Source organism: Comamonas trifloxystrobinivorans (assembly GCF_043359985.1).
GTDB lineage: Bacteria > Pseudomonadota > Gammaproteobacteria > Burkholderiales > Burkholderiaceae_C > Comamonas > Comamonas trifloxystrobinivorans.
Window position 1 is genome coordinate 160,170 of the sequence record NZ_JBHZGV010000009.1, and the last position, 11,023, is coordinate 171,192.

At 64.3% G+C, this 11,023-nt stretch carries 11 protein-coding genes; all 11 read left to right on the forward strand.

Annotation, left to right across the window (positions count from 1 at the left end; genetic code table 11):
- Positions 1-80: 80 nt before the first annotated feature.
- The 11 genes from ACFIQF_RS12570 to ACFIQF_RS12620 all read left to right on the forward strand — a co-directional run bounded on the left by ACFIQF_RS12570 (position 81) and on the right by ACFIQF_RS12620 (position 10,996).
- A complete protein-coding gene (locus tag ACFIQF_RS12570; protein WP_393943264.1) occupies positions 81-1,982 on the forward strand; it encodes a TonB-dependent receptor domain-containing protein in 1,902 nt (633 codons plus the stop codon).
- A 3-nt stretch (positions 1,983-1,985) separates the two neighbouring features.
- Positions 1,986-3,413: a cobyrinic acid a,c-diamide synthase CobB gene (locus tag ACFIQF_RS12575; RefSeq protein ID WP_393943266.1), complete on the forward strand. Its 1,428-nt coding sequence runs from the start codon at positions 1,986-1,988 to the stop codon at positions 3,411-3,413.
- A gap of 10 nt (positions 3,414-3,423) precedes the next feature.
- On the forward strand, positions 3,424-4,017 hold the full coding sequence (locus ACFIQF_RS12580; protein WP_393943268.1) for a bifunctional adenosylcobinamide kinase/adenosylcobinamide-phosphate guanylyltransferase: 594 nt from the start codon (positions 3,424-3,426) through the stop codon (positions 4,015-4,017).
- Entirely contained in the window at positions 4,017-5,009 is a 993-nt protein-coding gene (locus ACFIQF_RS12585) for an ABC transporter substrate-binding protein (RefSeq protein WP_393943269.1), read from the forward strand. Before ACFIQF_RS12580 ends, ACFIQF_RS12585 begins: the two co-directional genes overlap by 1 nt.
- Positions 5,009-6,049, forward strand: coding sequence for a FecCD family ABC transporter permease (locus ACFIQF_RS12590; protein ID WP_393943271.1), 1,041 nt, complete (start codon positions 5,009-5,011; stop codon positions 6,047-6,049). Before ACFIQF_RS12585 ends, ACFIQF_RS12590 begins: the two co-directional genes overlap by 1 nt.
- Entirely contained in the window at positions 6,049-6,867 is an 819-nt protein-coding gene (locus ACFIQF_RS12595; protein WP_393943272.1) for an ABC transporter ATP-binding protein, read from the forward strand. Before ACFIQF_RS12590 ends, ACFIQF_RS12595 begins: the two co-directional genes overlap by 1 nt.
- A gap of 35 nt (positions 6,868-6,902) precedes the next feature.
- Complete coding sequence (cobO, locus tag ACFIQF_RS12600; RefSeq protein ID WP_393943274.1) at positions 6,903-7,472, forward strand: cob(I)yrinic acid a,c-diamide adenosyltransferase; 570 nt, start codon at positions 6,903-6,905, stop codon at positions 7,470-7,472.
- 126 nt (positions 7,473-7,598) lie between these two features.
- Positions 7,599-8,081 (forward strand): hypothetical protein, encoded by a 483-nt coding sequence (locus ACFIQF_RS12605; RefSeq protein ID WP_393943276.1) that lies wholly within the window; start codon positions 7,599-7,601, stop codon positions 8,079-8,081.
- Between the two features lie 235 nt (positions 8,082-8,316).
- Positions 8,317-9,219, forward strand: a complete 903-nt coding sequence (locus tag ACFIQF_RS12610; RefSeq protein ID WP_393943278.1) for an ATP-binding cassette domain-containing protein — start codon at positions 8,317-8,319, stop codon at positions 9,217-9,219.
- Positions 9,216-10,070, forward strand: coding sequence for a hypothetical protein (locus ACFIQF_RS12615; protein ID WP_393943280.1), 855 nt, complete (start codon positions 9,216-9,218; stop codon positions 10,068-10,070). Before ACFIQF_RS12610 ends, ACFIQF_RS12615 begins: the two co-directional genes overlap by 4 nt.
- Complete coding sequence (locus tag ACFIQF_RS12620) at positions 10,067-10,996, forward strand: hypothetical protein (protein WP_393943281.1); 930 nt, start codon at positions 10,067-10,069, stop codon at positions 10,994-10,996. Before ACFIQF_RS12615 ends, ACFIQF_RS12620 begins: the two co-directional genes overlap by 4 nt.
- Positions 10,997-11,023 lie beyond the last annotated feature (27 nt).

The window sequence follows — 11,023 nt, forward strand, 5'->3', positions numbered from 1 at the left end:
CCTGACAGGCGTGCCGCTTCTGTTTTTCCCCATTTGCCGGCGGGGAGGCTGGCGCGGGGTAGTTATCGCCTGAGATTCCCATGAAATCCCACTTGCCGCTGGTGCGCCTGTCTGCGCCTGAGTCCGCTGTTGCCTTGTCCACCCTGTCTTTCTCGCCCCGGCGCGTAGCCCTGGCTGCCGCCTTGCTGGCCGCTGCCGGCGCCCAGGCCCAAGAGGCCGCCAGCGCGGATGCAACAGAGGGTAAAACCTTGCAGGAAATGGTGGTAACCGCCAACCGCATTGAGCAGCCGCTGTCGGATTTGACGGCCGACATGTCGATCATCGACGACAAAACCCTGCAGCGCCAAGGGCCGGGCGCCATCGCCGATGTGCTGGCGCGCGTGCCCGGCATCCAGATCACCCGCAACGGCGGCCCGGGCGCGGCCACTAGCGTTTTCATCCGCGGTGCGGAATCGCGCTTCACGGCGGTGTATGTAGACGGCGTGCGCCTGGATTCGCAATCCACCGGCGGTGCCTCCTGGCAGTCGCTGCCCTTGGCGCTGATTGAGCGCGTGGAAGTCTTGCGCGGCCCGGCCGCTGCCGTGTATGGCTCGGACGCCATGGGCGGCGTGGTGCAGATTTTCACCAAAAAAGGCGAAGGCGCACCCAAGCCCTACGTCGGTTTTGGCGTGGGCAACCGTGGTACCTACACGGCCGAGGCCGGCATCTCGGGCGGCGCAGGTGCTTGGGATTACTCGCTGGGCCTGAACCGCGCGCAGTCCGACGGCTTCAATGCCCGCAACACGGCCACCGCCAATCCCGACAAAGATGGCTACCGCAACAACGCCATCAATGCCCGCCTGGGCTACCAGATCAACAAGCAGCAGCGTCTGGAAGCGACCATGCTGGCCAGCGATATGAATTCCGGCTACGACACCAGCCAGCAAGACGACCGCAGCATCAACAAAATGTATGCGCTGGGCCTGAACTGGCAGTCGCAATGGACCGACAACTACAGCACCAAGCTGCAGTTCACCCAGTCGCGCGACTACTACGAAACCCGCCCCTCGCCCTACGAAACCGATACGCGCCTGCACAACTACCTGTTCCAGAACGAGTGGCGCTATGGCGTGCACACACTGACGGCTGCGCTGGAGCGCCGCGAAGACACGCTGGTCAACGGCGACATCAACCGCGACCGCAGCCAGAACGCGCTGGCGCTGGGCTACGGCCTGCACAGCGGTGCGCACACCGTGCAACTGAACCTGCGCCGTGATGACGACAGCGAATTCGGTGGCAAAACCACGGGCAGCGCGGCTTACGGCTACGAGTTTGCGCCCAACTGGCGCGCCACCGCCACGGTGGGCACGGCTTTCCGCGCGCCTACGCTGTACCAGCGCTTCAGCATGTATGGCGATCCGTCGCTCAAGCCCGAAGAAAGCAAGAACGCCGAACTGGGCCTGCGCTGGGCGCAAGGCAGCAACAGCTTCTCGGCCACCGTCTACCGCAACAACGTCACCGAGCTGATCAACTGGGTCAGCAGCACGGGCACTTGCGCTGGCAACTCCGGCCCTTATGGCGGCTGCTACAGCAATGTGGGCCGCGCGCGCCTCGAAGGCATCACCTTGGCCGGCACCACCAAGCTGGGCCAGTTCAACCTGCGCGGCTCGGTCGATTTCCAGAACCCGCGCGACCGCGATACCGACAAGCTGCTGGCACGCCGCGCCAAGCGCTTTGCCTCGCTGGGCGTGGATACGCGCTTGGCTGGCTGGGATCTGGGGGCTGACATGCAGGCCACGGCCAAGCGTTTTGACAACGCAGCCAACACCAATGTGCTGGGTGGCTACACCTTGTTCAATCTGTCGGCCGCAACGCAGATCGCCAAGGATTTCAGCTTTATCGCCCGCATCAACAACCTGACCGACAAGAAGTACGAAACCGCGCGCACCTACGCCAACGAAGGCCGCAGCTTCTACGCCGGCATCAAGTGGATGCCGCAATAAGCCGTGACTGAAGCAGTGCATTCCTCTGCCGCAGCTGTTCGTTGCGTGGCGCTGCTGGTGGCAGCGCCGGCCTCCGGGCAAGGCAAAACCACGGTCACCGCTGCCTTGGCGCGGTTGCATGCCCGCGCCGGGCGGCGCGTGCAGGTGTTCAAATGCGGGCCGGATTTTCTCGATCCGCAATGGCACCGGTTGGCCAGCGGCCAGCCGGTACACGCGCTGGACCGCTGGATGAACGGCGATGCCGATGTGCGCGCACGCCTGCACCAGGCCGCGCAACACAACGATGTGCTGCTGATCGAAGGCGTGATGGGCTTGTTCGACGGTGCCAACAGCGCCGCCGAGCTGGCCAAGGCGTTGGGCGTGGCGGCCATCGTCGTTATCGACGCGGCGGCCATGGCCGGTACCTTCGGTGCCATCGCTTATGGCTTGCAGCATTTTGACCCCGGTTTGCAGTTGGCTGGCGTGCTGGCCAACCGCGTGGCCAGCGCCCACCACGGCAACTTGCTGCGCGAAGGCCTGCGCGACCCGGCTCTGTGGCTGGGCGCCATGCAGCAGGTGCAGCGCGAAGGCAGTGCGCCACGCGCCAACCTGCTGCCAGAGCGCCACCTGGGCCTGATCGCGGCGCACGAGCTGCCCGATGCCATGCAGCGCCTAGACGCCGCTGCCGATGTGCTGGCGCAAACCCCGTTGGGCCAACTGCCTTGGTCTGAATGGCAAGCGCGCTGGTCGGTTGATTTTGTGGCGCCGCCTGCTGTGCCTGCCGTGCCAGAGTTGCTGGCCGGCAAGCGCATTGCCGTGGCCCGCGATGCGGCTTTCAGCTTTATCTACACCGCCAACCTGGAATGCTTGCAAGCCATGGGCGCCGAGCTGGTGTTTTTCTCGCCGGTAGCCGGCGAGCGCTTGCCCGCTTGCGATGCCTTGTGGTTGCCCGGCGGTTACCCTGAACTGCATTTGCCCGCGCTGCAGGCCAATGCTGGCCTGCAGCTCGATCTGCAATCCCACCTGGAGCAGAACAAGCCAGTCTGGGCCGAATGCGGCGGCATGGTGGCGCTGGCCGAAGGCCTGACCGATCTGGAAGGCCGCTGGCACAAACTCTGGGATCTGCTGCCCGCGCAAGCGCAAATGCAGCAGCGCCTGGCCGGCCTGGGCATGCAGCAACTGGCAACGCCTTGGGGTTTGCTGCGCGGCCACACTTTCCACTATTCGCGGCTGGAGAGCGAAGCTGCCACCTTGGCGCGCAGCAGCCGCCCCGGCCAAGCGCCTGAAGCAGGCAAGGGCGAGGCGCTCTACAGCCACGGCAGCATCCACGCCAGCTACTTCCACGCCTGGTTTGCCTCTTGCCCGCAGGCGGTGGCCGCTTTGCTGGGTGCGCCGCAAACGGTGGTCGATGCGCAAGCCTGGCAAGCCGCCGTGCCCACGCTGACTGAATAAGATGGCGGCCATGGCAGACCACCTGTTTTATCCAACCGGCGCAGCGCTCAAGCTCTTGCTGTTGGGCGGCCAAAAATCGGGCAAATCGCGCCAGGCTGAGCTGTTGGCACGCCAATGGCTGCAGGCCGATGCCTCACACCGCGCCAGTTTGATAGCCACTGGCACGGCCTACGATGCAGAAATGCGCGAGCGCATTGCCCGCCACCAGCGCGACCGCGCTGAGCGAGTGGCGCAGCTCGCCACCCTGGAAGCACCGCGTGCCGTAGCGCAGGCCATTGCTGCGCACAGCTCGCCGCAGCATCTGCTGATTGTGGATTGCCTCACCCTGTGGCTCACCAACTGGCTGATGCCTGCGCCTGATCTGGTAACGCCGCAAGACGACGAGGACACTTGGCCGGCGCAGGCCGCGCTCTTTTTGCAAGCGCTGCAGCAAGCGCGAGGCCCGGTCATTCTGGTCAGCAACGAAATCGGTCTGGGCGTGATCCCGCTGGGGCGCGAAGTGCGCGCCTTTGTCGATGCGCTGGGCACGCTCAACCAACAAACGGCTGCGGTTTGCAACCGTGTCACCTTCATGGCGGCAGGTTTGCCGCTGCAGATGAAATGATGCCCCGCTCGAAAGCTCCTCTTTTTTGGCACATTACTGCCAGTGCCGTTGCGCTGCTGTGCGCGTTTTCCGCTACTGCGGCCTCCGCGCAAAACCAGTCTGCCGCCGAGCGCGCGGCCACTGTTCCAGTCTTTGCCGAATCGGCACGCCAGGCGCCGCAGCCTGTTACCGACGACCGCGGCAAAACCGTGCTGCTGGCCAAGCCGCCGCAGCGCATTGTCAGTCTGCTGCCATCGCTCACCGAAGGCACATGTGCGCTGGGCCTGTGCGACCGCTTGGTGGGCGTGGACCGTTATTCGGACTGGCCGGCAGCGGTCAAAAAACTGCCCGTGGTGGGCGGCGGGCTGGACCCGAGCGTGGAATCGATCGTGGCGCTCAAGCCCGATCTGGTCTTGCTCTCCAACGCCTCCAAGGTGGCCGAACGGCTGGAGGCGCTGGGCGTCAAAGTGGTGGCGCTGGAGGTGAAATCGCAAGCCGGCGTGCACAAGGTGCTGGGCCAACTGGGCCAGCTGCTGGGTGTGCCGCCCGAGCAAGGGTCAGAGCGCGTGTGGCGCGAGTTGCAAGCGGGCGTGGTCGAAGCCGCACAATTGGTGCCGGCCAGCATCAAAAACACCCGCGTGTATTTTGAAGTGAGCCGTGGCCCTTATGCGGCTGGCCCGCAGTCTTTCATTGGCGAAATACTCAGCCAACTGGGCGTGGGCAACGTGGTGCCCGCTGAGCTGGGGCCGTTCCCGCGCCTGAGCCCCGAGTTCTTGCTGCGCGCTCAGCCCGATGTCATCTTGCTGGGCAACCGCAGCATGCAGGCTGCTACCAGCTACCCGGGCTGGAACAACCTCAAGGCCATCAAAGGTGGGCATCTGTGCGTGTTCAGCGATCAGGATTCGTACACCATCGTGCGTCCCGGCCCGCGCATGGCCGAGGCCGCGCATTTGATTGCCCAGTGCCTGGTTGACAAAGCGCCCAAAAAGCAGGGCGCGGAGGCGCAGCGTTGATGGCAGCCGCTTTGCCCGCAGCAGCGCCAGAAGCCGCTCCCGGCCAGCGCCGCAGCACGGTACTGGCCGTGGTGTTGTTGCTACTCTCCTTTGTGCTGCTGATGCTGGGCGCCAGCGTGGGCAGCACCGGTTGGGAGAGCGTGCTGCGCATGCGCGAAGACCCGATCTCGTGGCAAATCGTGATGGATATCCGCCTGCCGCGTTCGCTCGGCGCCTGGCTGGCCGGCGCTTTGCTGGGCCTGGCAGGTGCGGTGGCGCAAGGCTTGTTTCGCAATCCGCTGGCCGATCCGTATTTGCTGGGCAGTGCGTCCGGTGCATCGCTGGGCAGCGCGCTGGGTTTGGTGCTGATGGGATCGTCCATCACCAGCCTGAGCCTGGTTTACCGCCTGGGCATGACGGGCATGGCATTCGCAGGCGCTGCCTGCGCCGTGGCGCTGACCGTGGTGCTGGCGCGCAATGTGCAAAACACTTTGCGCCTGCTGCTGGCCGGCGTGATTGTGGGCGTGGTGCTGGGCGCTGTGCGCGATCTGCTGGAGTTGAAACACCCCGACATTCTGCAAGCCATGCAAGCCTTCACCTTGGGCACCTCGGCTTTTGTCGGCTGGGAAGGTTGTGCGCTGATGGCGGCTGTGCTCTTGTTCTGCGCGCTGGCCACCTGGGCTTGCTCGCGCGTGCTCGATGGTTTGACCTTGGGCGAAGCCACCGCCAACAGCCTGGGTCTGCCGCTGACGCAATTGCGTTACGGCCTGGTAGCCGTGCTGGCGCTGGCCACCGGCACTTCGGTGGCACAAACCGGCTTGATTGCTTTTGTGGGCTTGGCCGCACCGCACCTGGTGCGCAGCCTGGTGCGCGTTGGCCATGGCCGCAGCACTTTGTTGGCCGCAGCCATGGGCGGCACCTTGCTGTTGGCGGCCGACATTCTGGCGCGCTGGCTGGTGGCACCACAAGAGCTGCCGGTGGGCGTGCTCACTGCTGCACTGGGCGGCACCTATTTGCTGTGGCGCATGCACCGCAGCACGCGTGCGGCAGGAGCAATGTAATGGCAGAGTTCCAAACGCCAGAAAAAATCGCGCTCAGTGCGCAGGCTCTCAGCGCCAGCGTGCACGGCAAACCGATTCTGCGCGAGCTGTCCGCTGGCTTTGCCCAAGGGCGCTGGACCAGCATTGTCGGCCCCAATGGCGCTGGCAAATCCAGCTTGCTCAAGGCACTGTGCGGCCTGTGGCCGGCGAACAGCATGCAAGGCCAGGTGAGCCTGCTTGGCAAGCCCGTGCAGAACTGGCCGCGCAAGCAGCGCGCCCAGGCGCTGGCCTGGCTGGGTCAGGGCGAAGTGGTGACCGAAGATTTGACCGTGCTCGATGTCGCCTTGCTGGGCCGTTTGCCGCACCAGCCTTGGCTGGCATCGCCCAGCGCGAAAGACCATGCCATCGTCGAGCGCTGCCTGCGCCAGACCCAGGCCTGGGAATGGCGCCACCGCCCGGTGGCCGAGCTGTCCGGCGGCGAGCGCCAGCGCGTGCTGCTGGCCCGCGCCATGGCGGTGCAGGCGCAGGTGCTGCTGATGGACGAGCCGCTTGCCAACCTGGACCCGCCGCACCAGACCGACTGGATGGAAGCCGTGCGCGCCCTGGTGGCACAGGGCACCACCGTGGTCAGCGTTTTGCACGAGCTGTCGTTTGCCTTGCTAGCCGACGACACGCTGGTGATGGACGCCGGTCGCGTAGTGCACCACGGCGCCAGCAATGACGCTGCCACCCACGCCGCGCTGGAAGCGGTGTTTGAGCACCGCATCCAGATCCGCCAGATCGACGGCATGTGGCTGGCTTTGCCCAGAACGCAGCCCAGCCGTGCCCACAAGGGCTGAATCCGTACCTCCCAACCCTTTAGCGAAAGACGCGCATGCAGATCGAAACCCCGCCTACCGAAAAACCTTACGAAAAGCCCGAGGGCGAGCGCCGCGGCCTGGTCATCGTCAACACCGGCGACGGCAAAGGCAAAAGCACGGCCGCTTTTGGCCTGGCTTTCCGCGCCACCGGCCGGGGCAAGGCGGTCAAGGTCTACCAGTTCATGAAAGTGCCGACCGCCCGCTTTGGCGAACACCGCCTGGCCGACAAGGTAGGTCTGCCGATTGAAGGCTTGGGCGACGGTTTCAGCTGGAAGAGCAAGGACCTCGATCAATCGGGCCAGCTCGCGCGTGACGGCTGGCAAAAGGCCAAGGCCGACATCCTCTCGGGCGAGTACTTTCTGGTGGTGCTCGACGAAATCACCTACCCGCTGATCTACGGCTGGTTGCCGCTCGACGAGGTGATCGACACGCTCAAGGCGCGCCCCAAAGACGTGCATGTGTGCCTGACCGGCCGCCGCTGCCCGCAGGAAATCATCGACCTGGCCGACACCGTGACCGAGATGAAGCTGATCAAGCACGCTTTCCAGGCTGGTGTTCCGGCGCAGCGCGGCATCGAAGACTGACGCAGGTATCGCTGCACGCTACTTTTTGCGCCAAGTGCTGGCACTTGGTGCAAAAGCATGCGGGTTTGCTGCGCGGTTGGCCGAGACTGCGCTCACAGGCATGTGCCTGGGCTTGGTTCGAAACATATGCAAACCCGTAACGCTCTGGTCTCCCGTATTGCTCGTCGTGCTGCGCAAGTGGCGGTGGTGGCCGCATCCAGCTTGTTGCTGAGCGCGTGCTACGTCGTCCCCATGCAGCCCGTGCCCGGCGGCCCGGTGCAATCGCCAGCCGCTGCAGCCAGCAGCGTGGCACCAGCGGCGAATGCGCCCGTTACCTTCAACGCCCGCATGTACCCGGCCAATGAGCTGGCGGCCAAATACGGTACCGTGCAAGGTACGGTGACCAACGATCTGCACGGCCGCGGCATCTTCAGCGCCAATATCCTGGGCGAAACCTACAGCGGCGAAGCCACGCGCGATGCCAGCAGAGCGCGCAGCGGCATTGCCAACGGCGCTGGCAGCCGCGGCGGCTGGATGCGCTGCAGCTACCAGATGAACTCCGCCACCTTGGGCACCGGCCAGTGCGAGCTGGACAACGGCGCCCGCTTCACCATGCATCTGGGCGGTTGAGTCTGGGCGCTTGGGATTGGCGCGGGCGCAACGCTGCAAACCGCAGCGCGCCCACATCGGCTAAGCTCGCTGCCAAAGTGTCTGCTTGCTCACGGCTAGTGCTGGAGCGGCAGGCCCATCGATAAAGATCAGATGCCAAACAGGGAGTGGAGATGCCGCAGAAAAACAACCCGGCGCAAGCCGTGCCCGCATTGCGCTGGGCACTGGCTCCTGCACGCGCCAGCCAGGGCAGAGCATGAACGCAAGTGCATTGGACTGGTTGCAGATCCGTGATCTGCACTTTGGTTACAGCAACCTGCTGTACCGCGGCTTTGAGGTGCAAGTGCGCGGCCCGGCCACGATTGGCGTGTTCGGCCGCAACGGCACCGGCAAATCCACCTTGCTCAAACTGCTGGCCGGTTTGCTCACGCCGCAGGCTGGCCAGATTCAGGTGTTGGGCTATACGCCGCGTGCGCGGGCGGCCGAATACCTGGCGCAAATCTATTTGCTGCCCGAAGAGTTTCATCTGCCCGATCTGCAGCCCGCTGCCCTGGTGGCGCTGCAAGGCGTTTTTTACCCGCGCTTTGATGCGGCGCTGTTCCACAACTACCTGCAAGTGCTGGAAGTGCCGGCGCAGCAGCGTTTCTCGCAAATGAGCCTGGGGCAGAAAAAGAAAGCCACCATCGCTTTTGCGCTGGCCACCTTGACGCCCGTGCTGCTGATGGACGAACCCACCAACGGGCTCGATATTGTCAGCCGCGCCCAGTTCAAGCAGCTCATGGCGCGGCCCGAGCACGCGGAGCGGCTGGTGCTCATCAGCACACACCAGGCGCACGATCTGGAAAGCCTGCTCAGCGATGTCTGGTTTATCGACGACGGCCAGTTGCGCCTGCAAGCCAGCATGGCGGCATTGGCCGAGCAGCTGGCGCTGGGCATTGCTGCCACGCCGGCCGAGCTGCCACCTGCCGAGGCGCTGCTTTACAGCGAAGCCTTGGGAGCGCAAACCGCCTGGGTTGCGCAGCGCCGCCTGCTGCCGCAAAACTTGCAAGAGCAATCACCGCGCGGCGTGCAGCTGGAGCTGGTCTACAAAGCGCTCAGTTTGCAACCGCAGGCCATGCTGGCTGCGCTGCGTCCTGCTGTTGCCGAGGAGCAGCCATGAGCCAGTCCACACCTTTGGCTGCGCCACAGCCTGCACGCGCATTTGTGGCTTCCCGTTTTCTGGCCTTGCTGCGTGTGGATTGGGCTGAGCGCAAACGCAGCTACTACGCATTGGCGGCCGTGGTGCTGGTCGTGCATGTGCTGTTTCTGGGTCTGATAGCCGCAGGCGCGCCAGCCATCAGGCCGCTCGAAAAAGAAACGCTGATGACGCTTTACTACAGCTTGCTGCTGGTCTTTCTTGCGGCGTTTTGCTGTGTGCTGTTTGCGCCTTTGCAGCGCCAGGGGTCAGCGTTGCTGACCTTGGTGCGGCCGGCTTCGAGCCTGGAGAAATGGCTGCATGCGGTGCTCATGCTGTTGGTGGCCATGCCGCTGGCTTACACGCTGATTTTTGAGTTGCTCTACCTCGGCGCCAACGCGCTGGCAGCCCAAGCTGAAGCCACGCACTACGCCAAACTGGCTGCAGAAGGGCAAAAGTCTTTCAACAAGCCGGTCGGTTTTCAGTGGTTCGTGCCTTTGCTGGGCAACGACTCCCAAGGCATGGCCATGGCGCAGGCGATGTATCTTTGGTTGACGGTCGTGCTGGCCGGCTTTGGTGCCTACAGCCTGGTGAAGTTTCAGCGTGCGGCTGCGCTCAAGGCGCTGGGGTTGGCCGTGGTGCTGTTGTTGTGTACTTTGTTGCTCCTGCTGGTCAGCAGCTCGGAGCCTTCGGTGCTGTTTGAGTGGGGGAAACCTGCGGTGTTGCGCCGCAATGGCTGGGACGCCTGGCTGGCGCAGTGCTTGTTCTGGTTGGTCTGCCCGCTGCTGCTGTGGCTGGCCAGTTTCTGGGCCTGGCGTGAAAAGGATCTGGCATGAGAGCGCGTCTGGCCAACTGGTGGTTTGCTGCGGCCGTGCTGGTCTGCTGGGGCGGCCTGATGCTGGCGCAAAGCATCAAGCCTTTGCCGCGCGCTCCCGATCTGGTGACGCGCTCGGCCGCTGATCTGCAAGGCGTGCGTCGCGTGGTCTGGGATGTCGATTACCAGCAATTTGAGGTGGAAAGCGGCACCTCCACCATGGTGTATGTGGCCTGGCAAGGCGATATGCGCATGAGCGGAGCGGGGTTGGACGAGACCCGCGCTTCGCTGGTGCTGGAGCGCGAAGGCGATACCGTGTTTGTCCGTGGGCAGGCGGCCAAAACGCCGGTGCCCGCCGAGCAGCGCGGCCGCCGTTATGCGCGTGACTACAGCCGCTATCTCTCGCAGCCGCAAACCCTCACGCTGCCCGCTGGCGTGGAAGAGCTGGTCTGGCCGAATGTGCACTTGCTGGTGGCGCAAAACTCGGTAGGTACTTTGCCGCGCTTCACGCTGCGCTCCAATCGGGTGCTGATAGGTGGCCAAGATAGCCGCTATGCCAACGACCCCTTGGTGCGGCAAACGGAAAAAAACGATGGCGTTCCCGGCCGTTTGCAACGCCTGGTGGTCTACAGCATGCTGGCGCCCAGCAACTGCGCCAGCGCAGCGAGCGTAGCGCGTCTGCAGTCGGGCCAGGTGACGTACCAAGGCGGCTTTTTTGGCGAGCTGCAGGTGTTTGCCTATGGCGGCTCAGTACGCTTCGATGCGCTGGAGCCAGGCTTGAAGCCGCAGCTCTTTATCAGCCCCAAAACCGGCTTGGCGCTGAAAGAGTATGGCTTCTTGTCGAGCATCGCTGTGCAGAACTTGTCGCCGGAAGCCAAGGCGCAGTTGCAAGCGCGGTCGGCGGTGCCGGAGCGGGAACCCAAGGCGGACGGCAATTGTGACCAGTAAACGGGACCACCGTCGAAATGCTTAACT

Excerpts from the sequence above, each read along its gene's own strand:
- ACFIQF_RS12570 (WP_393943264.1), top strand. The coding sequence starts at position 81 with ATGAAATCCCACTTGCCGCTGGTGCGCCTGTCTGCGCCTGAGTCCGCT.
- ACFIQF_RS12580 (WP_393943268.1), top strand. The coding sequence starts at position 3,424 with ATGGCAGACCACCTGTTTTATCCAACCGGCGCAGCGCTCAAGCTCTTG.
- ACFIQF_RS12585 (WP_393943269.1), top strand. The coding sequence starts at position 4,017 with ATGCCCCGCTCGAAAGCTCCTCTTTTTTGGCACATTACTGCCAGTGCC.
- ACFIQF_RS12590 (WP_393943271.1), top strand. The coding sequence starts at position 5,009 with ATGGCAGCCGCTTTGCCCGCAGCAGCGCCAGAAGCCGCTCCCGGCCAG.
- ACFIQF_RS12595 (WP_393943272.1), top strand. The coding sequence starts at position 6,049 with ATGGCAGAGTTCCAAACGCCAGAAAAAATCGCGCTCAGTGCGCAGGCT.
- cobO (WP_393943274.1), top strand. The coding sequence starts at position 6,903 with ATGCAGATCGAAACCCCGCCTACCGAAAAACCTTACGAAAAGCCCGAG.
- ACFIQF_RS12605 (WP_393943276.1), top strand. The coding sequence starts at position 7,599 with ATGCAAACCCGTAACGCTCTGGTCTCCCGTATTGCTCGTCGTGCTGCG.
- ACFIQF_RS12610 (WP_393943278.1), top strand. The coding sequence starts at position 8,317 with ATGAACGCAAGTGCATTGGACTGGTTGCAGATCCGTGATCTGCACTTT.
- ACFIQF_RS12615 (WP_393943280.1), top strand. The coding sequence starts at position 9,216 with ATGAGCCAGTCCACACCTTTGGCTGCGCCACAGCCTGCACGCGCATTT.
- ACFIQF_RS12620 (WP_393943281.1), top strand. The coding sequence starts at position 10,067 with ATGAGAGCGCGTCTGGCCAACTGGTGGTTTGCTGCGGCCGTGCTGGTC.